The organism is Chryseobacterium indologenes, from assembly GCA_016025055.1.
Lineage (GTDB): Bacteria > Bacteroidota > Bacteroidia > Flavobacteriales > Weeksellaceae > Chryseobacterium > Chryseobacterium indologenes.
The window spans coordinates 4,013,436-4,039,940 of sequence record CP065590.1 but is presented as its reverse complement, the minus strand read 5'-3'; the positions used below and the strand labels follow the sequence as shown (position 1 = coordinate 4,039,940).

Genomic DNA, 26,505 nt, shown 5'->3' with positions numbered 1-26,505 from the left:
TCCGGTCAGGTCCAGGATTTACCGATAGACACATGGATTTTTAAATCTGTAAAATCTACAGAGATCTAAAAATGGACCCGTAATGATGAGTACTCTATTCCATGATCAGACCGTATTCTATGGCTAATTTGATGGCTGAACTCAGGTTGGAAGTCTGAAATTTTTCAATAAGATTTTTTCGGTGGCTTTCAACGGTGTGGGGACTTATAAAAAGTTTTTCTGCCATTTGGTTGGTGGTAAGACCTTTGGCTGCCTCTGCTAAAATTTCCTTTTCTCTCCGGGTTAATTTCGGAACCTGATGCAATCCGTCTGGTGATTTTTTATCTAAAACTGACTGCGTTTTCGAACATAAAAAACGATTACCGGCATACACGGTCGTAATACCTTCCAGAATTTCAGATACGGATGCATTTTTCTGAATGTATCCCAAAGCTCCTTCTGCCAGAGTACTGTTAATGACAGGCAGTTCATTATGAACACTGAGCATAATGACCTGAAGATTCCCGTACTTTTTCTTTAAAGGCTTTATCAGTTCAATGCTGTTGGTGTCCTGAAGATTAATATCGAGCAATAAAATATCGATCGCCTGTTTTGCCAGGCCGGCATTCATTTCTGAAACGTCTTTGAAGCAATCTACGACATCTATGGCATCATTATTTCCTAAAATATTTTTCAACCCTTCCAGTAGAAGCGGGTGATCGTCTGTTATAGCTACTTTTATCATGTATTATGAATGGGAATTTGAAGTTCTATACTGGTCCCTATATTCAATTCAGAGGTGATATGCATCGTACCTTTTAAAAACTGGACCCTTAATTCTATATTATGAAAACCTGCTGTTTTTCTCATGTCTAAGCTTGCAGGATCAAAGCCTTTACCATTATCTTCTATCGTAACGTTAAGCATATCTTCTTCTTCACTTATCTGGATAATGATTTCGGAAGTATGGGCATGTTTTATAGCGTTATTGACCAATTCCTGGATGATCCTGTACAATATCAGCTGCTTTTCCTGTGATATGGAGTTGGTATAGTTGATAAATTCTGTATGAATATCCAATCCGCTACTGGAAATTCGGGTAGCAAACTCTTTAATCGCTACTTCCAGACCATATTTCGTGAGTAAATCAGGCATTAGATTATGGGCTACCCTTCTCAGTTCTTCAACGGCGCCATCGATCTGGTTGATAGACTTGGATATTCCTTCTTCTATTGTTTCAGACTGATGGGGATCTAAATATGATAACTGAAGTTTGGTTCCGGAAAGCAAGCCTCCCAATCCGTCATGAAGATCGCGGGCAAGGCGGCCACGCTCCTGTTCCTGACCTTCAAGCAATGCGGTAAGGGTAGAGATTTTTGAATTTTGCTTTTCTTTTTCAAGGGCCAGCGCATGCAGCTCGTCTCTTTGTTTAATCGATTTGACCCGTTGTTTATAGGCATAAAGCAATAAGAAAATCAGAACAATAAAGATGACAATAAACACAATATAGTAGGTATTGATCTTTTCCTTGAATGCCAGAAGTTTTTTATAGCTGTTGATATCGCTGTTTTTTTGTTCGGTTTCCAACTTTGCCAAGCGAAGCTGTTGCTCTTTCTTTTCGGATTCAAGTTCTGAAAATTTCAGTCGTTCCCGCTGATTTTCTTCTACAAGCTTTAAGTTGTTATAAACCTGTTCACGCTGAGCCCGCAGTATGTTGATCAGCTTAATCTGCTGTGCTTTTTTATCACTTTCCAGTTGCAGCTTAATGTACTTTTGCTCCTGTCTTTCTTTATCAAACTGGGATTCGAGTCTTTTGGTAATATCAAGTTTTTCCTGGTCATAAATACTTTTGTATTTATCAACATAGCTTTTATAATAGGTCAGTGCTTCTTTATAGTTTCCTTGTTCTTCGCTGATCTGAGATAAAGATTCCAGAAGAGACAATTCTATATTATGATCTCTGACCGGGCTTTTTCCAATTTCCATAGTGGCTTTTAGAAAATATGATTTGGCCAGATCATAGTCTTTATCCTGTATAGCCAGCTCGGCTAAGATTCCGAACGAAGAAGCAATGTGGATGGCATCACCGGTCTCAAGGCTAACGGTATTGGCTAACCGGGCATATTGCATCGCCTTGCTTCTGTCAAAACCGGTATATAGATTGGCCAAATTGATCGCTGCATATGAAAGGCTGGTTTTATTGACCATCGCCTCTTTATTTCTGTTGAATGTATTAATTGCCCGCAAATAATATTGCTCTGCCTTAGTTCTGAAATCTATCTCTGATGTATTCTGGGCATACTTTTGTTCATATACATATCCCATTCGCATGTATGAATCGAAGATAAGATTGGGATCATTCTGTTTAGAGGCCAGCAACAAAAACTGTTTACTGTATTTTTCTTCCAGCTGATATTCATTAAGATTGGAATAAATGGTAGACAGCTCTTTGGCTACATTTCCAAATCTTCCGTATAATGTAGAAGTGGTGGGTGAGTTTTCATAATATTCGATGGCCTTTAGATAGGCTGCCACGGCCTCTGTCGTTTTATTATTACGGGTCAGAATCCAGCCTTTTGCATAATGGAAATACCCTTTAGCCTCGTTATTATTCGTTTTTAGGCTGTAGGCTTTTGCCATATCAAGGCTTTTTAAAGCTTCGGTTTCTTTATGATCAAGCCGATAGTTCATCGCCTGAACGGCATATAAAATGGTAGCATATTTCCCGTCAGTTTCCTTGATCGCCAGGGCAATATTGGAATCTAAAATCTGATAAGATCTGGATTTAAGCTGGTGAAAAAATAAGGCTGTAGCATATTTGGGAGCCAGGTTCATCTGCTCTGAGGTTTTACCCGATGCATGGCTATACTCCCTTTCTAATTTGCTTAAAACATCTTGTGCCTGTGCAAAAAACGGACAAACAGACAAAGCGAATATAAATAATAACCTGTGCATCAAACCCTTACCTTTATGGAATTTCAGTGTAATAAAAAACGTAAATATAAGTAAATACTGCCAATCCATTTTGAAGATATTTTTCTTTCAATTGGTACAAACAGAGGCCTGCACCATACAATCAGAAGTCTTATTCACGAGGGTATTTTCATCTTTTTTTCAAGTCAAAAGCTGTCAATGAAAGAAATGAAACCTGGTATTCATTTTATAGCCTCTTCTTCACTCAATTTTATTTTGTTATTGTTTTTACCCATACGTGTGTTGTCGTCTTTATCCGAAATAAGAATTGATCATTTCATTATGAGTGAAAAAGAAAGCTATAAAAGTACATCATTAGTATTTATTTAAGGCTATTGGTTGTCAGCACTCTGCAGTATTGTAATATTCTGTCACCACTTCCTTTGGCTGATATGTATTAATTAAAGTCTATGCATCACCGGAATCTATATTTTTGCAAAGAAATTGTAGGTTTGTTGCGCAATCATCTTTGGTTTTATGTCCGATGAATTATTGCTATGACCTTCATACAGTTCTATTTTTATTATTTTAATATCATCCGGTACTTTATAAATTTCATCTTTGATATAGTTATATCCCACGACATCTGCACTTTCTTTACCGGGAATTTTTTTGATCTCAGCATAGTATCTCAGTGTGACGGTATTGCCGTTCTGCTCTCCTTTTTTAGACCGGATTTTTCTGATCTGATTGATCACGTGGCCGTCTGAACTGATATTTCCTTGTATCTGGAAGGCTAATGTTTTATCATTTTTAGAATGCATTATAATCATAGGATTCAGACGCTCTGTAACTTCCTTTCGTGTTGTATACGTGTGCGTTTTACCTGTTTCCGGGATTTCTTTAGCAACCCTTTGGAGCTCAGTATAAACAGGCGAAACTTTCAGTTTTTGAGTATCAGCTGTACAGCCCGGCAAGGCTAAAAGTGACGTTAAAATCAGAAGGTTTTTCACCGCTTTATCTTTAATAAATCTATGGAGTAAAGGTACTCAAAGGTCCCGCACAAAAATATCCCTGATATTGGTGATTTTTTACTTTATTTCTTTTTTAGCGTCTTTCAGTATTTTTTCAGCCTTTAGTCGTATTTCTTTAGGTAATAGCCTGAAATTTTCATCCTTTAGCTCACGATACTGATCTTCTTCCTGAAAGGGAATCCAGCCTGTAATCTTTGATTTTGAGAACTTTTTTTTATCCGGACTCGTGTATACAATTACCTTTAAAGGTTTGGCATCCAATCCGTCTGATTCTTCAAAATACGTAAGGTAAAATTCGGGAAAGCCATCATGATCAGCATCATGGATTTCACAAAAATTAATCATGTAACGAGGTTGAGACAACCCTTCAGCAAAGTCTTTAAAGCTTATCTGCGGAAGTAATCCGCCGTGATCTTCCAGAAAAATACCAGCTTGTAAATCTTTTGGATTTCCACCGAAGTAAGCGGGTTTTACAGCTTTAGTTTCGTTCAAAAACCAGACATAACTTCCGTAGTTGGGCACAAATGATTGTGCTATGAGCACCGGTTTGCCTGATAATGGATTTCCGAGTTCCTCAATAACTTCGTTGTATTTTTTATCTGAAGAAAAATATACTGCTGTTCTTATTTGCGCAAAAGAGGACAAGCTTATCACACAAGCCACAACAGGTAGTAGTTTTCTGAAAATCATAATTGTAATTTTTAATCTATTAGGTTTTCTTGTATTTTTTTCTTTATCATGAATCAGGTTAATTCATTCTGATGTATTTCTTTTCTTTTTAAATTAACATCATATACAAATACAATGTTGCCAAAGCTAATACCGTAATTCCGGGGATCAGAAACCAAAGAAGGTAATAAAGCCCACTTTTCTGTTTCTTTTTTACAGAATTTATGATAAAAATAATGAGCATACAAGAAAAACCTGCCCCGAAAAATATAGTCAGAGCAGTGAGGAGCAAAATTCTTTCAAGATGTAAGTCTGCGGATGAAAGCATATTTAGATTTTTTTAATAGAGTGAGTTCATATGTCCTGAAACCTGATGAGTTCTGACAGGCCAAAGTATAAAAGATATCTCTAGTTTATGGTACGTATGTCTTTTTGTGTTACCGCTTTCACGAATATTCCATTCCGGATAGCTTTTAACTCAGACCAAAATTGTGTTATCTTTTTATCCTGTCGTATTCATGTGCAATCTGTTACTCATATTAGCCGTCAATATTAGTAAGATGTGAAGAATGATACAATCCCGGTTATCAGCTATATTATACGTATTGGTAATCATTTATTTTTCTTCAGGGACCAATTTCGACCTGAACATCAGTTGTTAAATTAACGTTAATCATACTTTCTGTTGCTTTAAAATTTTCACCAATATAGTATCTTAGAGTAATATAATATATGGTGAGGATTTCTCATCTTAAATACAAACACACTCATATTAATTATAAAAAGAATTTATGAACACACTTACATTAAAAGACGGAACAGAGATTTATTACAAAGACTGGGGAAAGGGGCAAACTATTTTCTTCCATCATGGATGGCCATTATCGAGTGACGACTGGGATGCACAGATGTTTTTCTTCCTTGAGCAAGGATACCGAGTAATCGCCCATGACAGAAGAGGACACGGAAGATCTGAGCAGACACCTTACGGGCATGATATGGATACGTATGCTTCTGACGTCGCCGAACTTGTTGAAGCCCTGGATTTAAAAGATGTTATCCATGTAGGACACTCTACAGGTGGCGGAGAGGTCATTCGATATGTAGCTAAACATGGTAAAGGAAGAGTTGCAAAAGCTGTTCTCGTAAGTGCGGTAACTCCTCTCATGGTTCAGAACGAGAATAATCCAAATGGTGTTCCTATCTCTGTTTTTGATGATATCAGAAATAATACAGCCAAGCACAGATCCCAGTTTTTCTTTGATATTACCTTCCCTTTTTATGGCTACAACAGAGAAGGTGCCAAAGTTTCAGACGGAATCCAGAGAAACTGGTGGAGACAAGGAATGAGCGGTTCCATCAAAGCCCATTACGATTGTGTTAAAGCATTCTCAGAAACAGATTTTACAGAAGACCTTAAAAGTGTGGATATTCCTGTGCTGGTAATGCATGGTGAAGATGATCAGATTGTTCCGTTCGAAACAACCGGAAAAGTAGCGGCCACGCTGCTTAAGAATGGTCAATTGATTTCTTATCCGGGTTTCCCACACGGGATGCCGACCACAGAAGCTGAAACGATTAACAGAGATCTTTTGGCTTTTATCAAATCCTAATAACATAATACCTATAATTTTCAATAACCACAGTCGTACGGCTGTGGTTATTTTGTTAAAACACACTAAAAAGTGCGTTAAATACAATTGTAAAACACCATCAATACAGCATTTATTATCAATTAAAAATCTTAATATAGTGAATTAATATATAAATTTCATATATCTGCCGCTGTCAAAAAATAACCTATGAAATTAAAATTAATGACTCTTTTAAGTCTTTCGATGCTATTGGCATCTTGTGCCCAGGATGAAACCCGCGAGGAAACAATCAAAATCTGAATGTTGTATTCCAGGTGGATGTTGAAGATATTACTATACGTCTATAAATACAATAAAATCACAGATTATAAAAATTTGCATTGATTTTTTTGTATCTTTGCAAACCATTATTCCTAATGTCCTTAGGGATAGCCAAAACAGATATTGATAACAAAAACAATAAAAAAGCAAGACAATGCCAAAATTAAAAACGAAATCAGGTGCTAAGAAACGTTTTGCTCTTACCGGATCTGGTAAGATCAAAAGAAAAAACGCTTACAAAAGCCACATCTTAACTAAGAAAGAAACTAAGCAGAAGAGAAATCTTACTACTACTTCTTACGTAGCTAAAGTGGATGAGAAAAGCGTTCAACGTCAATTAGCAATTAAGTAGTTTTTATAAATCTATATTCGGTTTATAAGAATTCAAAACAAATTCAAAATTTTAACCCTGAAATGGAGCAACCAAGTACAATGAAACAGTTTGTCGCACATTTCAAAAAAACAATTTAAATTATGCCAAGATCAGTAAATGCCGTAGCTTCAAGAGCTCGCAGAAAGAAAGTTTTAAAGCAAGCTAAAGGTTTTTTCGGTAGAAGAAAGAACGTTTGGACAGTAGCTAAAAACGCGGTAGAAAAAGCAATGCAATATGCTTACCGTGGTAGAAAAGAGAAAAAGAGAAACTTCAGAGCCCTTTGGATCACTCGTATCAACGCGGGAACCAGAGAGCACGGAATGTCTTACTCTCAATTTATGGGAGCTCTTAAAAAGAACAACATTGAGCTTAACAGAAAAGTTTTAGCAGATTTAGCAATGAATCACCCTGAAGCTTTCAAAGCTGTTGTAGATCAAGTAAAATAATGTAGAATACTATTTTTGTTATCAATATAGTCCCGGATTTGATCCGGGATTTTTTGTTATATCCATACTGTAAGATATCGTGAAAAAAACAAACATAAAATAGAGTATTGTTGAATTTTAAACAATAAAAATATTTATTTATAGTATAAAATTCATAATAATAAATTATTTACATAAACAATGATAATTGATTTGTATTTCATCTTATAAAACAGTGATTATTTGGTATATTAGCAATCAAAAAACAATCTGGATATAGAAATGAAAAAAATCGCTGCTTTTTTACTGACATCTGTCATTACACAACATATAACTGCCCAAAGCCTTATTCAGTCTTATAAGCAAAGAGCAGATATGGTAACCCAGGCTAATATCAGCAACAACCTCCAGGAATTTTCTGATCTTGGAGTAAAACAAACGGGTTCAGTTCAGAATACCAACACCTTAAACTGGCTGAAGAACAAATATGTTTCTTACGGATATACGGCTGGTCAGATTACAGAAGATCCTTTCAATTTCACCATTGGAAATACAACGGTCAACAGTACCAATCTTGTGATCACTAAAACAGGAACCGTCTATCCCGATAAATATGTTATCATTTGTGGCCATTACGATACCATTGTTGGTCCGGGAGTCAGTGATAACGGAAGCGGAACTTCCATTTTACTGGAGGCTGCAAGAATATTAAAAGATGTTCCTACAGAATATTCCATAAAATTCATCCATTTTTCCGGAGAAGAACAGGGACTGGAAGGCAGTTATCATTATGCCGACAATATTGCCTACCAGGGAAATACCCGTCAGCTGGATATTAAGCTTGTTCTTAATATTGACCAGGTAGGAGGAAAAATAGGAAATACAAATACCACTATTACCTGTGAAAGAGATACAGGCGGAGTACCCGGAAATAATGCAGCCTCCAATACTGCTACACAGGAATTAGCGACGTGTACAGGCCTCTACTCGCCTCTTCAAACTTCTATATCTTATGCGTACAGTTCTGATTATATGCCTTTCGAGGCCAAAGGCTACACGATCACCGGTTTTTACGAATACACAAGAAGTAATAACGAACATACGGTAAATGGTACTCTTGCGAATATAGATCCGGTCTATGTTTTGAATGTGGGTAAAGCAGCAGTAGGTGCTTTGCAGCATTTTGCAGTAGCTTCTATAACTTCTGATAATCTGGGGACAGCTGAAATTGCCCATCAAAAATTACTGGACGCCATAAAAATATATCCTAACCCTGTTAAAGATACACTCATGATAGAATTGCCGCAAAAGGTACAATCGTACAGTGTAGAGATCAATGATATGACAGGAAACAGAGTCATGAATATTGCCAACCGTAATAAATTAGATATTTCAGCATTGACAAATGGAGTGTATACAGTCACCATAAAAACAGACAAAGGTGATACCACTAAGAAAATAATTGTTGAAAAATAGTCCGTATAAATATCAGTTTGCCATTATTTTATTATTTCGTATGAAAAAAATCGCGGTTCTTTTATTAACAGGAATTATTGCACAAAACATGGGAGCCCAGAGCTTTATTCAGGCTTACCAGGACAGGGCTGATATGGTGACCCAGACAAATATTACGACAAATCTTCAGGATTTTGCCAATCTGGGAATCAAGACAACCGGATCCCCTGCGAATACCAATGCTTTAGAATGGCTTAAAAGTAAATATGTTTCCTTCGGATATACTGCCGGTCAGATTACTGAAGACCCTTTTACTTCAGGAAGTATTAGTTCCAAAAATTTAGTAATTACAAAGACCGGAACGCTATATCCTAACAAATATGTTATTGTTTGCGGGCATTTTGATTCTCTTAATGGTCCAGGCGTTAATGATAACGGTAGTGGAACTTCGATTATCCTGGAAGCAGCAAGGATTCTGAGAGATGTTCCTACGGAATATTCTATAAAATTCATCCATTTTTCGGGGGAAGAACAAGGGTTATTAGGAAGTAAACATTACGCAAATACTGTTGCCTATCAGGGTAATACACGTGTTTTAGATACCAGATTAGTATTCAATCTGGACCAGGTAGGCGGTGTAATGGGAAATCTTAATAATACGGTGTATTGTGATCAGGATCTTGGAGGCGTTTCCAGCAATAATGCCGCATCAGCTACAGTTACTCAGGAACTTAGAAATTGTACAGCACTCTACTCTCCGCTACAGACCGCTGTTGACCCGGCCGAATCAACCGATTATATTCCTTTCGAACAGAAAGGGGAAGTGATTACCGGTTTTTTTGAAAGGATAAGAAGCAGCTATCCACATACGTCTGATGATACTTTTGACAATACGGACCCTGTTTATATTTATAATATCGGTAAAGCTGCTGTAGGAGCTATACAACACTTTGCTGTCGCTACCGGTACACTGGGAACTGATGAAGTACGCTCAAAAAACGCACTGGAAGAAATAAAAATTTCTCCCAATCCGGCAAAAGATATGATTCGTATCCGCATCCCGGATTCTATTGTAAAAAATTTTAGTTTTGAAATCACAGATTTAGCAGGACACTCTCTATTAAAAAAAGTCAGCGAATCTGAAATTGATATTTCAAGTTTGGAAAACGGAGCTTACATCGGGATTTTAAAATCCGGAAATCAGATTGTGGTGCGAAAGATTCTTGTTAAAAAATAATTTTCCCCCTCATTGACCGGACTCTACATACAAACCTTTTGAAATATTTCAAAAGGTTTTTTTATGAACAACCTTATATCATAACAATAAATATAACCTTACCGCAACAATCATTGACGAAATAATGAAAAATTACCATTCAATTATAAAAAATTAAACACAGTTTTGGGATTTATTTATTATATTCGTAATCCACAACTAAAATATTAATATGAAAAAAATCACAACAATTTTATGTGTTTCAGTAATGCTACAGAGTATTACTGCCCAGACCTTTATCCAGGCTTATAAGGACAGAGCAGATATGGTTACCCAGACAAATATCACTACCAATCTACAGGAGTTTGGAAATTTAGGGATAAAAACAACCGGGTCCGTTGCTAATACCAATGCTCTGAATTGGATCAAAAACAAATATACTTCTTATGGGTATACGGCAAGTCAAATGGTAGAAAGCTCATTCACGTACGGATCAAAAACTTCTAAAAATCTGATCATCACCAAAACCGGAACACTTTATCCGAACAAATTTGTTATTATCTGCGGACACTATGACACCCTCAACGGGCCAGGTGTAAATGATAACGGTAGCGGTACTTCTATTATCCTGGAAGCTGCAAGAATATTAAAGGATGTCCCTACCGAGTATTCAATCAAGTTTATCCATTTTTCCGGTGAAGAGCAGGGACTTATAGGAAGCACGCATTATGTAAATAACGTTGTATATCAGGGAGGTGTCCGCAAACTGGATATCAAACTGGTCTTTAACCTGGATCAGGTGGGTGGCGTGAAAGGAAATAACAACAATACAGTCTATTGTGATGAAGATCAGGGAGGCGTTTCCAGTAATAATACTGCCTCTGCTGCCGTGACTCAACAGCTCAGAAACTGTACGGCACTCTACTCTCCTCTTCAGACCGCTGTTGATCCTGCAGAAGCCAGTGATTATATTCCTTTTGAACAAAAAGGAGAAGTTATCACAGGATTTTTTGAAAGAATAAGAAGCAGCTATCCACACACATCCAAAGATACTTTTGCCAATGTAGATCCTGTATATGTTTATAATATCGGAAAAGCTGCCGTAGGGGCTTTACAGCATTTCGCAACCGCTTCTACCACATTAACAGTGAATAAGACGGCAGCAGCGAATTCTCTGGAATCCGCCAGGTTTTACCCCAATCCCGCCAGTACGATCCTGAATATTGAAATGCCGGATCCTGCATTAACACGTTTTAGTTTTGAGATGACCAATCTGACCGGAAAATCACTGCTTAAAAAGAACAACGAAACAAAAATCGATGTGTCCGGTCTTGAAAAAGGAGTTTATATCGGAATCCTGAAAGCCGGTGAACAGACGGTTGTAAAAAATATTCTGATCGACAGATGATATAAGTATTCTATTTTTAGATTTTTAATGAGACAGAGCAGGAATACTGCTCTGTCTTTTTTAGTATTTTTCCGGAACTAAGAACGAATAAAAAACCTTTGAAAAATTCCAAAGGTCATTTATTATGGATGTATTTCTGTTAATAATTAAAACTAAGAGAGACTGTATAATATCTTCCGTTTCCTCTCACATATTCTGCGTCGCGTGCGGTATACATCGAGGTCGGGATAAAGTATGAAGTATTGAATATATTTTCTATTCCCAATCCTACAGACATCAGGCTATTGACCTTATAGCTTCCCTGAAAATTAAAAAGACTGAAAGCTTTCACAGGGCCTTCCCCTTCGTCATATTTCCCTGTTGCAGCAGGCTCAAACTTATCTCTTTTAAATGAATACATATGATAGGCTCCCAACTGTAATTTCTGAGCTTTATCATTCCATTTAATATAAGAGTTCAGTCGTGCGGGAGCAATTCTCAGCCCGCTTAAATATTTTTCGTAGCTGTTATCATTTTTCACATCTACTTTTCCTTCCTGATAAGTATAATTGGTTCCTATTGACAGGCCCTGTGTGGGATACACGTTCAAAGACAGCTCAATTCCATTGATGTATTGCGGAGCACGAAGCGGTGTCCAGAAACCATTCACAGAAACGAGATCTGCTCCCAGTTTGGAATAATTATAAAAATAACTTGCAGAGAAATCTACGTATTGCCCGATCTTGGTGTTGAATCCAATTTCGTAATTGTCGATAACCACAGGATCGGTATTGATTTCATTTAAAACATTGCTTTTGGCATCTCTCAAGACCCGTCCCAGGTCATAGATATTAAATCCTCTGGAATAGGAAGTAAAAGGCTGAAAGAAATCAAAGGCTACATAGCTCAATCCTACGTTATAAGACAGGTTCGAATAATTTAATCTTCCTCCCTGCACATTAAACGGAATATCTTTATTGGAAGGCAGAGTGGTATAATCCGGAACTTTAACCGACATTTTATCCCATCGGAGTCCTGCCTTTACGGTCAGATCATCGGTAATGAATAATTTTCCCTGCACAAAAGGTGCGATAGCCAGCATATTCATTTCGGGAACCCAAATTCTGCCATCCACCAATGGCTGGCTTGTTTTCTCATTAAGAAGATCAGCACCATAGGTTAAGGAACCTTTTAATCCTTTATCTTTTCCAAATTCAGTGTTGAAATCTGCTCTGAATCCGTACTTCTTTTCTAAAATTGCCGACTGGCCTCCGGTTTTCCATCTTGGTGCATTCCGATAATCATAGATGGTATAAAAATCCTGAAAATACAAGGTTGTATTCAGGGTTGTATTACGGAAAATATTTTTGTTGATATATTTAAAATATCCGTTATGATTATATCTCGTTCCTTCTTTTACGCCTTCTCTTTCACCCAATTTGCCGGTAGAAGGACGCTCTCCGTATTTACCGATATCCAGGATATATTTTGAATCCTGCAGGCTCGAGTAATAGTTGTACATCGCTTCCACCCTGTTAGTATCATTAAAATCATATCCGATCTTGGCAAAAGCATTACTAACGGCGGTTTCTCCCAAACCATATCTTGGATTCTGAACCAGCCCTTCCCCATCTATTTTCACTCCGTTTTGGGTAAAAGTTCCGTTAACAAGATAATCCAGTTTTCCAACCTTTCCAAAGAAGCTTTGTGAAACCCTGTAGCCGGCACCACCGTCCGATTTGAACATTTTGTTATTAAAAAGATCATGGCTGGTAAATCCTAAAACCGTTCTTCCTGAAAAAGGCTTACCGGAAATACTTTTCTGAGTAATATAATTGATAATACCACCTTCAGCTCCGTTTCCATAGATGGAAGTGGCTCCTTTTACGACTTCAACCCTTTCCAAAACGGAAGGATCTATACTTCTGATTTCCCTATCGTTGTTTCGCAACGGGCTGGATTGTGGAATTCCGTCGATCATAATCAGAACATTTCTTCCTCTCAGAGTTTGCCCTCTGTTGCTCACAAGGTTATTTCCAAATGCCAATCCTGGTACTTTATAAGCTAAAATATTACTGAGATCCGGCGAGATCAACGCTTGTTCGGCTATTTCTTTTTGTTGATAATATGTACCGTAGAAGCTGTCTTTTTTACAATTTCAGGAGATCTTGAGGCTGTAACAATAACTTCATCCAGTCTGTTCTGTCCTATTGAATCTTTTTCCTGAGCAGCGACCCGATAAAACGTTATTAAACTCCCTATTAAAAAAATAGATTTCTTCATACTTAGTGTTATTTAGAATAATTTAAAACAAAAGTAAAGCTTTTAATTATCTAGATAAATTAAGTCATTTTAACAGTTTTATCGATGAATCAGCTTAAAATATTACAATTTGAAACATTCATAGAAAATAATAAACCACATAAATCAATATACATTATAATATTTATTACAACTGATAATCATCATAGTGAATTCTTTTGCTTCATAATTTACATATTGATCTCCTGAGTTTCCTTCCCATTGTGCTTGTACTCATATGCCACCTTACCAACTGAAGTATTATACCCTTCTGCTTCAAATCAAACGGATAATAACTGCTTTCCTCAATGATCTCTACTCCCGATCCGTTGTTCATGTAATTTAAACACACACTTTCCTAAGTGATCTGTATAATGGTAATTATACTTATTTTTTTCACTGTCAATAATAAAAATGCCACGCAAAAGGATTCGCGCGGCAGCGTGGGATTATTTTTCCCATTCAGGCATATTGCCCAAGATTTGAACATTAAATATCTTATTATAGCCTGCTGGCTTAAAAAGAATAATTTCACACTTAATGGTTCTAGAGTTTGGTTTTATAAATATATAAATAAATATTCTACACATTTTTGAGATTCCCCTAATTCATTTGTGTCTTTTATTTGAACCCCCTTAGATTCTATAGTTCTTTTTATTTTACTGTAATTTCTATTCAAATAATGTAGTCGATTTAGCATTGCAAATCTATATTCTTCACTGCCATCAACTAATTTTAAATAGTTTGTTTCATCATTGTTTTGAACTGTTATCCAGAAATTTTGAACCGTTGATTTGATCTGCTCTTCATCTTTTTGCTTCTTATTTACACAACAACTTATACTTAATAATATTAAGATTAATGAGATATATTTAATTATTTTCATTGAAATCATTATTATTTAACCCAACCAATATGATTTTTTAATGGCGCAAGATTAAATATTTTATTGTATCCCACAGGCTTAAAAAACATTAAAGTTATAATTAATGGTTTCTTAATCAGATTAGTATCATTTTCTTTTTTGATTGTATACTGAACATACTTTTGTTTATTTTCAGCAAACATCACAACAGTATCTTTGATCTTGATATTTTTTAATAGAATATCATTTGGGTTTATTTTATTATAATTTTTATGCAGAAAATATAGATCAGCTTGCATAGCTCCAGCAAAATTTTCACTTCCATCAAAAAGGTTTTTATATCCTTCTAGATCATTATTCTTGATAGCGGTCCAATATTCTTTTATTGTATTTTTGATTTGCTCTTCATCTTTTTTTTCTGATTGACACAGCAACTTATGCTTAATAATATTAAGATTAACGAGATATATTTAATTGTTTTCATTATGGTAAAACTTTTTTGTTAGCGCTTAATTGTTCATCCAGAGGTTGTATAGGTAAATTGTTATTCCTTAGAATCTGGGTTCCATTTTGAATAATCAAAGAATTTGGCATCATCCCTGCTCCAGGATTAGGCAAAGTTCCATCAAAAACATAATTTATCACATCATTTCTTGTTTGTGGAGTCATTTTTATTCCGCTTTAATCTACGAAGTTAATAGCATCCCCCATGTTTCCAACATGATCTGTATAATGACATTGCTTTTAAAAATTTAGGGTATTGATTTCAATACCCTAAACTAATAAGATACATTTGTTATATTAATTTATCAATATTATTCAATTTCAATTCCTCTCGCTGTCTTTTTTTAGTCAACAAGATTTAATACTTTCCATTTTTGTTCTTCAGAATATCCAACCCATAAAGTATTAATAGTAGTAGTTTTATCAGGATAGGTAATCTTTTCTTCAATTAAATGCTTATTTTCTAATTTTTCTTTAAGAGAGAAATTTCTTTCTATATCCTTGAAATAAGGGAATCCATTCGACTCTATGCCTTCAATGAAAGACGTTTTCAATGTTTCAGCAATTTTGGTTGTTAGTTCTTCAGTAACATCTATTTTTCTTTCTTCCAATAAGTTTTCGGCTTCCTGTAAAAAGTTTTTGCAAGACAATACCCCACTTAGATTTTTGTCTGAATAGAAGTTTTCAATTGTAATAATTGCACCTTCCGGGGTTCTGAAATCAGGTTTAAAAAAATCATTAACATCATCAATCTTAACTCCAAAATCAATATCAAAATTCATTTTAGCTTCATCATCAAGAGTATCTCTATAATGTCGTATTGTGTAGCCACCCACCAATCTTCCTTCTTCTATAATCATCCAATCTATTACTTCTTCAATTGAGATTTTTTGAGAAAGTTCATTTTCGGCAAGGTGACCTAAATAATTGCTTTCTTCGATCTTAACATTTTCTAGCCAGACATAAACTCCTTCCTTATTTTTGAATTTAACACAATTATATTCAGAGAATCCATTTTTAATCAATTCATTGAAATACCATAAGGTATTTTTAGCTTTGTATAGATTATATTGATAAATCTCGTTTTCTTCAATTTTTGCACTATTGTTCATTATAATAAATTTTTAATTAGGCACAGCCTCCTGGTCTTCCTGCACATGGATCTTTGGGTTTAGATACTGGCTTTATAACAGGAACGGGAGGATTATTAACGTTTATATTGTCCTTTTTAACAGGAGGAGCTTGTTTCAATTTTAAATCATTCAATTTTGTATCAGGATTGTTATTAATTGCATCTTTTGCTTTATCTCTCAAATTTCTAACCCCATTTAATGCCTCAGATTTAGGGATTTCATCAAGTAATTGCTTTATTTGTTCATTGAGCTTAGGATGGTTTGCGTGTCTACCTTCCCCGGTAGCTTTGTTAAACTTCTCAACAGTTAGCTTATTTTCTTTGCCCTCAAATTTATAACCTTCTTCCTTTGCCTGTTTTACAATTTCGTGATTCTTATATTGTTTTGGAATCAAATGATGTTCGTTTGTTACTTTGCCTGTTGTTTCAGTAGTTTTATTAACTGTTTCGATAACTGGATTTGGGCGTACAGAAGAGTTCTCAAACAAAGGCATAACTCTCGTAACTACTCCAACCCATTCAAGACCCTCTAATTCTCTACCATCTACAACTCTGTTCTCTGAGAAATTATAATGCGACTGATAAGCGTATTTTTCACTAAGTGGATCCACATTGAAGAACCTCGCCATCGTAGCATCATAATTTCTCCATCGGTAAGAGCTCCATCCTGTTTCTGATTGTTTTTCCTATCCCTGAGAAGAGTATCTGTAGTTTGGAGATATTGAATTGGCAGTGTTCAGATCTCCACTAAATTCGAGTCGACTTAACTTAGAATTTCCATGAACGGCTTTCGCAGCATCTTTTACCTCTTCAATAGCTTTAATTGCAGGGGCTTTGCCTCCTTGTGACATTAGCACACCTTCAGGTCCCCCAATGGCTGCCATTCCCAAAGTAGCTAAGTCAAAAGAACTGTTTACAACTTTTTCTTTGAAAGATTCTTTTGGAACTCCCGTTAGCAAAGTTAATCCGCCGTCATCATCAACTACATACTTATTTCTTACAGCATCATTGGTCAGAACATTAACGGTTCTTCCCACAGAATTAGCCAGCGCAGCTCTTACACTATTAATCCCTCCACCAATAAATTCTGCAAACTCTATAGGATCATCCGGAAGACTTACTTCATTGACTTTCTTAGGCTCAAATCCTTCAAGTTCTCTTGCATCAACAACTCTGTTCCCACTAAATGCGTAGGTAGGCCATTTAGGATATTTTCCCCCACTCCCGCACGAATCCTTTCGTGTGGAGTATATGAGATTTTTGATAGAATAAAGAAGCTGATTTTTTAACAGCTTCTTTATAATAATTAATTTTTAATTTGCTAGAATCTTTTCTAAATCTTGATCTTCGATTTGTTTTGCAAAATCTAAAGCAGATTTATTATTGTTATTTTTTGAATTAGGATTTGCGCCAGCTTGTTTTAATAATTTTACAACATCATAATAACCTCGTGCATTGAAAGTAGCCACCCACATGGGATTGTTTCCATGAATATCTTTTTTATCTATTTCAATAGATTTGTTATCAAGCAAAAACTGTGTTGTATCATAATCATTATATGCTGTACTGAAATGTAATGGAGTCTTGCCGTCTCTATCAGCATGATTGATATTTATATCACATTCTAAAAGATACTTAATGATCTCAAAAGCTTTACTGGATATTGCTTCCTGAAGAAGATTTTCATCATACTCGTTTATAAAATCATTGACATTACTCGAATTAACTTCTTTTTTAGATTTTCTACTTGATTAAGCCTTACATATTGAAAAACTTTATCGATGTTATTTTTGTTCATATTTTCTACTTCTGTTTGCATTTCTAGATTCAGGTTGATAATTGTTAGGATTTCTGTAATCCTCTAAGAATTTTTCTTTAGAAATTTTACCTTCCGTATAGTCTTTTTTAATTTATTGTATTCTTTACCAGGCTTGTGTCCCATATCCCATTGTCTAGGTTTTTGTGACTTATTCCATAATAATTCTTCGCCTGTATTTGGATCATAAACCTTTCCATTTTTTTGTTTGGCACCTTCCCACACATTTTCTACCTGATTTTTACCATAAGAAGGTCTACTCTTGCTATATGGCAATTTAGCGGAACTTTTTACCTCCTCAATAGCCTTAATAGCTGGAGCTTTTCCCCCTTGCGACATTAGTACCCCTTCAGGTCCTCCAAGAGCAGCCATTCCTAAAGTAGCTAAGTCAAAAGATCCGTTTACAACTTTTTCTTTGAAGGATTCTTTTGGAACACCAGTTAAAAGAGTTAAACCACCATCATTATCAACTTCGTATTTATTATTAAAACGATCATTTGCAACAACATTCGCTGTCCTAACTACTGAGTTAGAAAATGCAGCTCTGATACTGTTAATCCCACCTCCAATAAATTCAGCAAATTCAATTGGGGTCACCTGGAAGACTTACTTCATTGACTTTCTTAGGTTCCAGTCCTTCCAGTTCTCTTGCATCAACAACTCTGTTCCCACTAAAGGCGAAAGGTGACCATGTATGATAGCTTTCTGTTAGTGGATCCACATTGAAGAACCTCGCCATCGCAGCATCATAATTTCTCCATCGGTAAGAGCTCCATCCGGTTTCTCTTTGTTTCTCCTGTCCCTGAGAAGAATACCTATAATTCGGAGTGATTGAATTGGATGTACTTAATTCTGCCCCGAATTCAAGCCCGAAAGGATAATAATGAGTAGCCCTGTCTATTTTCAGGTTTCCGGAAGCATCTTTGTAATACGCCAGTCTGATGTTTCCTACCTGATCGGATAATTGTAAATTTTATAAAACAGACAATCTAATGATTACCTGTTTTTCATAATTAATTTAGTTGTCAAGTCTAATTAAAAATTGGACATCATCTACATTTAATTTAAATCTTTTAGCCATTTTATTACTGATTCTGTATCTTATCCCCAATCGTTCCATTCCTGTTTATCTTCATTGCGCCAGAGTCCTTTCTCTAATTTTAGGTTCATGGCTGGCATTATGGTATTATCAATGCCTAATATAGTTCCAAAAGATACTGCTCTTTTTTGATCAGTAGGTATTTCAGTTCCGTCACTTGTAAACATTTCCCATTCTTGTTCTTCCCATCTCATAATTTCCAAAATCTTTTTTCCAAACAAAGCATCAATATCTGTAAAAACAATAGAATCTTGTTTGATGGGATAAGACCAATTTTCTGTTAGCCATTGCCAAATAGGTTGTTTTTTTGATTCAAATTTTAGAGACATGTTTGGAACCTCCAGAGTCTTATGCTTTTCATCAGGCATAATTTGATAAGCTTTAATATTTGAACTTTTATAAAAATCATAAATACCATCAAACATAACTTTACTCCATGATTTATCTATAAGTTGTAATTTAAAATTACCGAGTATACCTAGATTAAAATTACTTAAACTATGATCTAATTTAATTTGCTCAATAATTTTATCTATAATATCTTTTATTTCATCAGATCTGTATAAAACTCCCCCAACAAATGCTATTTCAAATCCAAATTTTTCCAATAAGCCAATTGAATAACAATACCTAGGAAGAGGTGAGTTTCCTGCCACAATAGTTAAGTGATAACCATAATTTTCTATATGTTCACTGATCAAATTAATAAATTCTTGCTTTCTCATTTTTTATCTATGCATTTCTTTATGACAATCTTTACAAAGGATGTTAGTATTTTCTTTTGTTGTTTCACCGCCATCTGCATGTCTTTTGGTATGATGTGCATCAGATGTTTTACTATCTACTTCTTTACCACAGCCCTCACACTTGCCATCTTTTTCCTCAATTAATTCTTTTTTATCTTTTTCTGATAAAGTTCTCTTAGGGTCCCTATCCTTTTTCTCTACAGTTCCTTTTCCCCTCCCAGGTTTAGGTATTTTAGATAATCTTTCTTTATTATTACCTTCTTTTGTATCACTTCCTTTACTTTCCGCTTTACTACCTCCTTCACTTTTCAGAACTTTTTTTGCAATAACTAATCCGGTACTACCTACTGCTGCAAGAACATTAATTTGAGTACCCAGCCCTCGTATTAAGCCATTATAATTATTAATGGCATTACTCTTCGCTGTTTCATAAATAGAAGAACCTGCTCCCTCTTTTCCAGCGTAAACCGGAGGAGGGGGCATAGCTCCAACTCCATAGATAGGTAGGGGTATCCATTCAAGCCCCTCTAATTCTCTACCATCTACAACTCTGTTCTCTGAGAAATTATAATGCGACTGATAAGCGTATTTTTCACTAAGTGGATCCACATTGAAGAACCTCGCCATCGTAGCATCATAATTTCTCCATCGGTAAGAGCTCCATCCGGTTTCTCTTTGTTTCTCCTGTCCCTGAGAAGAATACCTATAATTCGGAGTGATTGAATTGGATGTACTTAATTCTGCCCCGAATTCTAGCCCAAATGGATAATAGTTCGTTGTCCTATCTATTTTCACATTTCCGGAAGCATCTTTGTAATACGCTAATCTGATGTTTCCCAGCTGATCGGTATAGTTGTAAATATAAGTATTCTTTTTAAAATCATAATAGCCTTCCGTAGTAGGAACAAAACTTAATACATCATTGTCATACTGAAACCCGTCCAGATAATCTGTTTTTTCTATGGTTTCCGTAAGGTTGCCCCTTCCTGATCCATAGATATAGGTCTTTCGCAGCTTTATACCACCAGCATTGTACAGGTATTTTGTATTACTTTTATAAGCAATGGTATCATCGTGAGGAACATAGTCTCTGTTAAACTTAATGTAGTTGGGAAGATTAAGGTAATTATATTTAATACTACTAATTCCTTTGTCCAAATGGTTAATCATATTTCCATTTGCATCGTATTTAATCGTATTTCCTCCTATGGGATAGCCTCCATAGTTTCCTGAAGCATCGGTTACTGTATTAAGCCTGTTCCCGGTATAGGTATAGCTGAGGTTATCCATCAGCTGAACGCCTAAATTTTGTACAAATCTGTTTCTTTTAAGGGTTTGGATATTTCCGTTCACATCATAGCTTAAGGTCTCATTGTAATAATTATTCTGTGGTATGGTGGTATTAGGCTCAGAATAGATTCCATTTTTTAATCTGTCTAGTCCATCAAATTGATAATTATATCGTTTTACCGTACCATTATCAGCACTTACCCAATCTATCTCAGAAATATTACCGTTGTATTTTCCGGTAGAAACATTGGAGTAGACAGGATTCTGATATTTCAATGCATATCCGAATAGTTTTCCGTTCAGATTTGATGGATCATTAATCTTGGTCATCCAGCCTCTGATATTATAAGCATAATCAATACTTTGTAAATTGTTTCCTACTTTTTTATTGGAAAGCTGAGACAACTCATTATATGTGTTTTCTGCCAATAATTCCTGAGGGTTACTATCTACCCGATGCCAATGCTTCTTTAATCTGTTTTGAGCATCATATTCAAAATTTTCTGTAATGACTCTTTCTGTATCGGTATCCAGTCTCTTATGTTGAGTAATCATCTGTTGGGCTACACCGGCAAAATCAAGCTTAGATTCTTTTCGGGTATATCCTCCCAAATGATTGCTAGAATGGGTTCCTATTACCCTGCCTTTGGTATCATAGTATATATAATTCATGGTCCACTTATCATCTTCAATGTTTTTTACATACGATGCCGTTGGTAAACCCTGTGTTGAAATACCACCATTAGAAGCGGCATCAAAATTGATCACAAATTGATCAAGGATTTTAGCAGGAGGAAATTTCCTGGTGTCTCTTGGATAGGTATCATAATAGTTGATACTAAGGAGAGTGGTCAGATCACTAAGATATGTATTGGTATAGTATGCAATTCTGCCGCTTTTTGAAAAACCGATGCTGGTCTGTGTTTCGGTAATAATCTGATTTCCGATCTGGTTTTGCATAGATGTACGGGTCGTTCCGGGCATGATTCCGGTATAGGCAATACGTCCAAACTGATCATATTTGGTGAACAACCACTGTTCCTGATTACGTAAGTTAGCATCCTGAGTGAGAATTAAACGGTCAGCTTTATCATAGACCATATACTCCCAACCTTTTCCCGGAAGTTTTTTTCTACCAACCTTCCTCTTCCGTCGTAACGATATTGATAGCAGAGATCACTTAATATAGGATCCAGAACAAATTCTGAATCTGCAAGACCATTATCTATTAAAAGCCCCATTGCTTTAGGCGAAATCACAAATGCTAACTGATTGTATTCATTATATACATAATATGTATCAACATTTTGAATAGCACCATTTTTTCTGACCAATAGAGTCTGACCTTGTCCATTCTTAAATTCTATCGTTTTATTTCCGTCTTCATCAGTAACCGTACTTTTATATAAAGTATTAGCATTATAATATCCATCGCTGGATACACTATTATTTTCAGATACTTTAACGGTTGATAATGTTGCTCCATTTTGAAATGTTGTAGAGGTAACAAAATTGTAAACCTCTCCAGCGATATTGGCATCATAGTCAAATTTCACAGGCTTTCCCGTCCAGTCATTTCCTACCTGAATCTGTTGCTGTATTCTATCTAAAGGAGAATTTTCCAATACTTTTTCTGAATAGATCTTTTCTCCACCGTAAACAGAGGATGCATTTCCAAGAGGTGATGTATAAATGGCCCCATTCTGGGTTCCGGACTGTGGAAATGGAAGATAATCTTTTACCTGTCTTCCAAACTGATCGTATTCAATATGAGTGACTACATCTTTTCAAGAGGAGAAGCTTTTACATTAACAACCTGTTTAGGTCTTCCCAATCCGTCAAAATACTGAACGGTCTCTGAGATTTTTGAAGCAACGGTTCCATTATAATCAAGATAGGTTTTAGACTGAATATAGTTTTCTTCTTGTGTAAGCTGAGCATGTAATGAATAACTCATCAGTAAAATGCATATAGGAATTATTTTTTTTTTCATCAGTAATTAGTTTTTATAGTTGTACTTCATTTCCTTCACTACCCTTCCATCGGCATCAATTATTTTTTCAAGTCTGCCAGCAGAATCATAGAGATAGTTTTCCCTGATTCCTGATGGTGAGGTAATGCTTCTTACACCTATCAGAGGGTCATAAGTGTAGGTCGTTACCTGATTACTGCTCAAACCATTTCTGAAGGTATTAAAGGCATTTAATAAATCCGTTTCATCATTATTTTTACCCGCAGAAGCATCAACATTAGAAGCGTTTACAATAGCATTAATGATGGATTGGGAAACATCTTCATATCTGATATTTTCTATTTTGGCAATTGGATACGTGTTATCATATCCCCAGATAATCACGGTAGAAATACCATCTTTTGTAGTATACTGCTGAAGATTGCCTTTATCATCATATTTGTCATAAGTAATTTCTGTTTTTGCAATATTTTGTAAATCAGTAGAAACTACAGAGGTAGGTAATAATAGAGCTGGGTTATCATACTTTGTCTCTACTTTTGAAGTTATTTTCCTAGAAGTATCATTGACATTTCTTCTTTCCGTCGTAGAAGTTTCTAATGGGATCCCAACCATGTTAGCATTGATTAACCGTTGATTTCCTTTTTCATGAGCGTACTGGTATCCGTTTTCTGTAATACTATTATCCAAATGGGTTACTTTTTTGGAAGTCTGCTGATAGTGAAGATTGCTGTCATACGTATTTTCAGTAATCGTAGATTTCATTGGTTGATTATTTACATAATCGGTAGTGGTAATACTTTTTAAGTATTTCTGATATGAAATATTATTATACTCGACAATATCCAAATTTTCTAAGGCTAGGGAATGTACAATCTGTTTTCCTAAAGGCTGCTGATAGCAGTTATTAGCAAAAGTTACTTTTTCATTATCTGCACCCAATGCTACACATTTCCACTTAGAAACATTCATGAAATGACGATGGTCTGATTTACATTTCCAATAGAATCCGTTATCTGGTCTTATAACATCTTCGCTTGTACAAGTATATACAGGATTTTTTGGATGATTGGGACTGTAATTTTTTCGCACATAATATGATTTATTATCCGTTACATTCTTCTTTTCCCATAAATAATCATTTACTTTAAGTATATTCCCTTGATTATCAAAAAATTTCTCAGTCTTCAGATATCCGTTATTCCATCCAAAGTTTGTCCATGGTGCAGATCCGACATTCTCGGAGCCAAAAATTTGATTTCCCCAATAATCTCTTTTCACTGTAAATTCTTTTTCCACCCCTCCTTTTTCAAAGTTATCACCCCCAAAGCTGGTTGTTACATATTTATAATAAACATTACTTCTTCCACTATTGAATAAAGGGTAAATACTTGATGACGTAATGACAGCCTCACGTAATGGAGGCATTAATCCTGTAGTACAAGGAGGCTCCCATTTTCTAAAATCTCTATAGAACGGTGCTAATCCTTTATCTCCCGAAGATTGATTTAGATTATTCTTGGGTCCATAATAATATCTTCTTATAGACTGTTGATTCCCATCAGAATCAATCATTTTGGCAACACGGTTCCCGCCTACCACAATATTTTTTGTACTTCCGTAGGAGTCTGATTAACATATTTCAAAGATATACTGCCATTGGTACATTGCCAGCTTGCAGACATCTTAAACTGATATGTATGCCCAGCTTTAGCAAAAAAACTATAATAATTAGGATTTCCTCTTGAAAAGTAAACACCAGTAAAGCTTCCAATACCTGTTGTATTTCCATTAGAATCTGATGAAACCATACTAACAAATCTATTGGTAGTAAGGTCTCTAATACTTAAATCTATACGATGACGTGTCCCCATATCTGGTTCACTACGACAATCAATAGAGTTAAATGTTCCATATCCCTGTATAACTATACGCTGATTAACTGCAGGTTGAATACCAAATATTTTAGAAAGTTCAAAATCATCACTTGTAAGAACAAGTCCCTCACGAATATCTATAGGATTTGGATATATCATTTCGCTTCCATAATAAGTATTAGGTTCATATTCTATAGTTGTCCATCCTTTGGTAGGATAAATTACTTTATTTAAAATACCATATACTGATGTAGACGGGTTTGGATTTTTATCAGCTCCAGCATAATCATTACTAGGAGCATAATCTATGTTCTTAGGAATAATGTTTGAATTTGATGTACCGTTAAAGTATCCCCAATGATCCTGAGAAAAAGCCAATCTTTGAGGAAAGGCATTCGGTTGTATATACTCAAAACTATAATCTTTTTCTTTACTAAATGAACTTATAGATTTTAGAAATAGCCTTTCATTAGCTGTTTTGTAAAATTTAAAAGTAAGTTGTTCAATAATATTGGAGTTATAATAATGTGTTATTATTGATTCACCTATATTAGCATTAATTTCTATCTTTTCACTAGTTCTATTACTTATTATTCTTTTAAGTCTTTTTCCATCAATACTTATATTGTTATTTATAATAGGTCCTAATGTTGGTGGACTAGAATAGTATCTTACATGAGTCATTCCATTTTCTAAATTTTCACAATAAGCTTGTGATGGTGGATCGGAATAAGATAATATTTGTGACTTTGACATTGTATAACTTGGCGTATCATCGTCATATTCAAATATGATCATCTCCCCATTGGTATCTTCTGTTTTTGTTAAAAACCATGCTGTTACTGCTAACGTGGTTGCACCATGTAAGCCTCCACCAACTGAGCTCGTAGAGGTTTGTTCAATTGCTGTAAAATAATAAGTAATACCTTTAGAATCCTTCATTATAAAATAAGGATTATGCTCTACATCATATTGTATATTAATTTTTATATCATCCTTAGTTAATAATTCAATTTCACCTTCCTTACTAATTACAAACTGTCCACTAATATTTCCTACGCTAAAGGAAAAAAGATCTGCCTCAGTATCCTTTCCTGAGTTACCTGCATCATAGAAAAATTGTGCAATCCTAGGGTCAGAAGGCCCTCCATTCAGATTTTCGGGAGCTAATAATTGACGATCCATAAAATCGTCTTTATTACGCACTACCCTGTTAATAACTCCACCTGCAACCAGTGTCCAGCCTAGACCAAATTGTTCATCTTTTTCATCTACTTTTATTCCACTTGAAGTATAAGATAATGATAAATCTGTATTTAACCCCTTACCTTTAAATTGTAATAAAGGAATATTGATATTAGGAGTTCCGGTGAATTCTCCTACCTCCAGGTTTCCAAAATTCCCCAAAGAATAAGCATTTGGAGATGGTAGAGTCACATTAGGAAGAAATTTATCATCACTTAGTTTATTTCCCAATTGGGCATAAAAAACCTGAGTGGCCAATAATGATGCTACTAATATTATATTTTTTCTCAT

26 protein-coding genes and 1 pseudogene are annotated in these 26,505 nt (G+C 35.3%); 6 read left to right on the top strand and 21 right to left on the bottom strand.

The window, feature by feature from the left end; translation table 11 throughout:
* Nucleotides 1–94: 94 nt before the first annotated feature.
* The 4 genes from H3Z85_18605 to H3Z85_18590 form a co-directional block, all read right to left on the bottom strand.
* Nucleotides 95–724 (bottom strand): response regulator transcription factor, encoded by a 630-nt coding sequence (locus H3Z85_18605; GenBank protein ID QPQ51298.1) that lies wholly within the window; start codon nt 722–724, stop codon nt 95–97.
* Nucleotides 721–2,934, bottom strand: coding sequence for a sensor histidine kinase (locus H3Z85_18600; GenBank protein QPQ51297.1), 2,214 nt, complete (start codon nt 2,932–2,934; stop codon nt 721–723). Before H3Z85_18600 ends, H3Z85_18605 begins: the two co-directional genes overlap by 4 nt.
* A 443-nt stretch (nt 2,935–3,377) precedes the next feature.
* The gene (locus H3Z85_18595) at nt 3,378–3,893 is read right to left on the bottom strand and encodes a hypothetical protein (GenBank protein QPQ53946.1); all 516 of its coding nucleotides are present in this window, start codon (nt 3,891–3,893) and stop codon (nt 3,378–3,380) included.
* Between the two features lie 90 nt (nt 3,894–3,983).
* A complete protein-coding gene (locus H3Z85_18590) occupies nt 3,984–4,616 on the bottom strand; it encodes a hypothetical protein (protein QPQ51296.1) in 633 nt (210 codons plus the stop codon).
* A 770-nt stretch (nt 4,617–5,386) separates the two neighbouring features.
* On the opposite strand from H3Z85_18590, the gene H3Z85_18585 reads away from it, so the two are divergent.
* The 6 genes from H3Z85_18585 to H3Z85_18560 all read left to right on the top strand — a co-directional run bounded on the left by H3Z85_18585 (nt 5,387) and on the right by H3Z85_18560 (nt 11,388).
* Nucleotides 5,387–6,208: an alpha/beta hydrolase gene (locus H3Z85_18585; GenBank protein QPQ51295.1), complete on the top strand. Its 822-nt coding sequence runs from the start codon at nt 5,387–5,389 to the stop codon at nt 6,206–6,208.
* Between the two features lie 457 nt (nt 6,209–6,665).
* Nucleotides 6,666–6,863, top strand: a complete 198-nt coding sequence (gene rpmI / locus H3Z85_18580; GenBank protein ID QPQ51294.1) for a 50S ribosomal protein L35 — start codon at nt 6,666–6,668, stop codon at nt 6,861–6,863.
* A gap of 122 nt (nt 6,864–6,985) precedes the next feature.
* Nucleotides 6,986–7,330 (top strand): 50S ribosomal protein L20, encoded by a 345-nt coding sequence (rplT, locus tag H3Z85_18575; GenBank protein QPQ51293.1) that lies wholly within the window; start codon nt 6,986–6,988, stop codon nt 7,328–7,330.
* Nucleotides 7,331–7,591: 261 nt separating this feature from the next.
* Complete coding sequence (locus H3Z85_18570; GenBank protein QPQ51292.1) at nt 7,592–8,785, top strand: M20/M25/M40 family metallo-hydrolase; 1,194 nt, start codon at nt 7,592–7,594, stop codon at nt 8,783–8,785.
* Between the two features lie 40 nt (nt 8,786–8,825).
* The gene (locus tag H3Z85_18565) at nt 8,826–10,001 is read left to right on the top strand and encodes a M28 family peptidase (GenBank protein QPQ51291.1); all 1,176 of its coding nucleotides are present in this window, start codon (nt 8,826–8,828) and stop codon (nt 9,999–10,001) included.
* 211 nt (nt 10,002–10,212) lie between these two features.
* On the top strand, nt 10,213–11,388 hold the full coding sequence (locus H3Z85_18560) for a M28 family peptidase (GenBank protein QPQ51290.1): 1,176 nt from the start codon (nt 10,213–10,215) through the stop codon (nt 11,386–11,388).
* A 139-nt stretch (nt 11,389–11,527) separates the two neighbouring features.
* Here H3Z85_18560 and H3Z85_18555 read toward each other — a convergent pair whose 3' ends face one another.
* The 17 genes and pseudogenes from H3Z85_18555 to H3Z85_18475 form a co-directional block, all read right to left on the bottom strand.
* Nucleotides 11,528–13,462 carry a TonB-dependent receptor gene (locus H3Z85_18555; GenBank protein QPQ51289.1) on the bottom strand — a complete coding sequence of 645 codons (1,935 nt, stop codon included), beginning with the start codon at nt 13,460–13,462 and terminating at the stop codon, nt 11,528–11,530.
* An 11-nt stretch (nt 13,463–13,473) separates the two neighbouring features.
* Nucleotides 13,474–13,650, bottom strand: coding sequence for a hypothetical protein (locus H3Z85_18550; GenBank protein ID QPQ51288.1), 177 nt, complete (start codon nt 13,648–13,650; stop codon nt 13,474–13,476).
* Between the two features lie 577 nt (nt 13,651–14,227).
* Nucleotides 14,228–14,554, bottom strand: a complete 327-nt coding sequence (locus H3Z85_18545) for a hypothetical protein (protein QPQ51287.1) — start codon at nt 14,552–14,554, stop codon at nt 14,228–14,230.
* Between the two features lie 11 nt (nt 14,555–14,565).
* A complete protein-coding gene (locus H3Z85_18540) occupies nt 14,566–14,967 on the bottom strand; it encodes a hypothetical protein (GenBank protein QPQ51286.1) in 402 nt (133 codons plus the stop codon).
* A 49-nt stretch (nt 14,968–15,016) separates the two neighbouring features.
* Nucleotides 15,017–15,202, bottom strand: a complete 186-nt coding sequence (locus tag H3Z85_18535) for a hypothetical protein (protein QPQ51285.1) — start codon at nt 15,200–15,202, stop codon at nt 15,017–15,019.
* Between the two features lie 179 nt (nt 15,203–15,381).
* Nucleotides 15,382–16,149 (bottom strand): DUF2314 domain-containing protein, encoded by a 768-nt coding sequence (locus tag H3Z85_18530; GenBank protein QPQ51284.1) that lies wholly within the window; start codon nt 16,147–16,149, stop codon nt 15,382–15,384.
* Nucleotides 16,150–16,165: 16 nt separating this feature from the next.
* Nucleotides 16,166–16,798 (bottom strand): AHH domain-containing protein, encoded by a 633-nt coding sequence (locus H3Z85_18525; GenBank protein ID QPQ51283.1) that lies wholly within the window; start codon nt 16,796–16,798, stop codon nt 16,166–16,168.
* Nucleotides 16,799–16,855: 57 nt separating this feature from the next.
* Nucleotides 16,856–17,206 (bottom strand): hypothetical protein, encoded by a 351-nt coding sequence (locus H3Z85_18520; GenBank protein QPQ51282.1) that lies wholly within the window; start codon nt 17,204–17,206, stop codon nt 16,856–16,858.
* Between the two features lie 276 nt (nt 17,207–17,482).
* Entirely contained in the window at nt 17,483–17,869 is a 387-nt protein-coding gene (locus H3Z85_18515) for an ankyrin repeat domain-containing protein (GenBank protein ID QPQ53945.1), read from the bottom strand.
* Between the two features lie 84 nt (nt 17,870–17,953).
* Nucleotides 17,954–18,357 (bottom strand): annotated as a pseudogene (locus H3Z85_18510) (HNH/ENDO VII family nuclease).
* Between the two features lie 211 nt (nt 18,358–18,568).
* Nucleotides 18,569–18,928: a hypothetical protein gene (locus H3Z85_18505; protein QPQ53944.1), complete on the bottom strand. Its 360-nt coding sequence runs from the start codon at nt 18,926–18,928 to the stop codon at nt 18,569–18,571.
* A 158-nt stretch (nt 18,929–19,086) separates the two neighbouring features.
* On the bottom strand, nt 19,087–19,809 hold the full coding sequence (locus tag H3Z85_18500; GenBank protein QPQ51281.1) for a DUF4262 domain-containing protein: 723 nt from the start codon (nt 19,807–19,809) through the stop codon (nt 19,087–19,089).
* 3 nt (nt 19,810–19,812) lie between these two features.
* Nucleotides 19,813–22,221: an HNH endonuclease gene (locus tag H3Z85_18495; GenBank protein ID QPQ51280.1), complete on the bottom strand. Its 2,409-nt coding sequence runs from the start codon at nt 22,219–22,221 to the stop codon at nt 19,813–19,815.
* Nucleotides 22,194–22,745, bottom strand: a complete 552-nt coding sequence (locus H3Z85_18490; protein QPQ51279.1) for a hypothetical protein — start codon at nt 22,743–22,745, stop codon at nt 22,194–22,196. Before H3Z85_18490 ends, H3Z85_18495 begins: the two co-directional genes overlap by 28 nt.
* Nucleotides 22,746–22,897: 152 nt before the next feature.
* A complete protein-coding gene (locus H3Z85_18485) occupies nt 22,898–23,113 on the bottom strand; it encodes a hypothetical protein (protein ID QPQ51278.1) in 216 nt (71 codons plus the stop codon).
* A 6-nt stretch (nt 23,114–23,119) separates the two neighbouring features.
* A complete protein-coding gene (locus H3Z85_18480) occupies nt 23,120–24,694 on the bottom strand; it encodes an RHS repeat protein (protein ID QPQ51277.1) in 1,575 nt (524 codons plus the stop codon).
* Nucleotides 24,688–26,505 (bottom strand): hypothetical protein, encoded by a 1,818-nt coding sequence (locus tag H3Z85_18475; GenBank protein ID QPQ51276.1) that lies wholly within the window; start codon nt 26,503–26,505, stop codon nt 24,688–24,690. Before H3Z85_18475 ends, H3Z85_18480 begins: the two co-directional genes overlap by 7 nt.

Excerpts from the sequence above, each read along its gene's own strand:
- H3Z85_18525 (QPQ51283.1), bottom strand. The coding sequence starts at position 16,798 with ATGGCGAGGTTCTTCAATGTGGATCCACTTAGTGAAAAATACGCTTAT.
- H3Z85_18475 (QPQ51276.1), bottom strand. The coding sequence starts at position 26,505 with ATGAGAAAAAATATAATATTAGTAGCATCATTATTGGCCACTCAGGTT.
- H3Z85_18500 (QPQ51281.1), bottom strand. The coding sequence starts at position 19,809 with ATGAGAAAGCAAGAATTTATTAATTTGATCAGTGAACATATAGAAAAT.
- H3Z85_18550 (QPQ51288.1), bottom strand. The coding sequence starts at position 13,650 with ATGAAGAAATCTATTTTTTTAATAGGGAGTTTAATAACGTTTTATCGG.
- rpmI (QPQ51294.1), top strand. The coding sequence starts at position 6,666 with ATGCCAAAATTAAAAACGAAATCAGGTGCTAAGAAACGTTTTGCTCTT.
- H3Z85_18530 (QPQ51284.1), bottom strand. The coding sequence starts at position 16,149 with ATGAACAATAGTGCAAAAATTGAAGAAAACGAGATTTATCAATATAAT.
- H3Z85_18570 (QPQ51292.1), top strand. The coding sequence starts at position 7,592 with ATGAAAAAAATCGCTGCTTTTTTACTGACATCTGTCATTACACAACAT.
- H3Z85_18600 (QPQ51297.1), bottom strand. The coding sequence starts at position 2,934 with ATGCACAGGTTATTATTTATATTCGCTTTGTCTGTTTGTCCGTTTTTT.
- H3Z85_18590 (QPQ51296.1), bottom strand. The coding sequence starts at position 4,616 with ATGATTTTCAGAAAACTACTACCTGTTGTGGCTTGTGTGATAAGCTTG.
- H3Z85_18605 (QPQ51298.1), bottom strand. The coding sequence starts at position 724 with ATGATAAAAGTAGCTATAACAGACGATCACCCGCTTCTACTGGAAGGG.
- H3Z85_18585 (QPQ51295.1), top strand. The coding sequence starts at position 5,387 with ATGAACACACTTACATTAAAAGACGGAACAGAGATTTATTACAAAGAC.
- H3Z85_18565 (QPQ51291.1), top strand. The coding sequence starts at position 8,826 with ATGAAAAAAATCGCGGTTCTTTTATTAACAGGAATTATTGCACAAAAC.
- H3Z85_18535 (QPQ51285.1), bottom strand. The coding sequence starts at position 15,202 with ATGACTCCACAAACAAGAAATGATGTGATAAATTATGTTTTTGATGGA.
- H3Z85_18495 (QPQ51280.1), bottom strand. The coding sequence starts at position 22,221 with ATGGTCTATGATAAAGCTGACCGTTTAATTCTCACTCAGGATGCTAAC.
- H3Z85_18545 (QPQ51287.1), bottom strand. The coding sequence starts at position 14,554 with ATGAAAATAATTAAATATATCTCATTAATCTTAATATTATTAAGTATA.
- rplT (QPQ51293.1), top strand. The coding sequence starts at position 6,986 with ATGCCAAGATCAGTAAATGCCGTAGCTTCAAGAGCTCGCAGAAAGAAA.
- H3Z85_18485 (QPQ51278.1), bottom strand. The coding sequence starts at position 23,113 with ATGAAAAAAAAAATAATTCCTATATGCATTTTACTGATGAGTTATTCA.
- H3Z85_18560 (QPQ51290.1), top strand. The coding sequence starts at position 10,213 with ATGAAAAAAATCACAACAATTTTATGTGTTTCAGTAATGCTACAGAGT.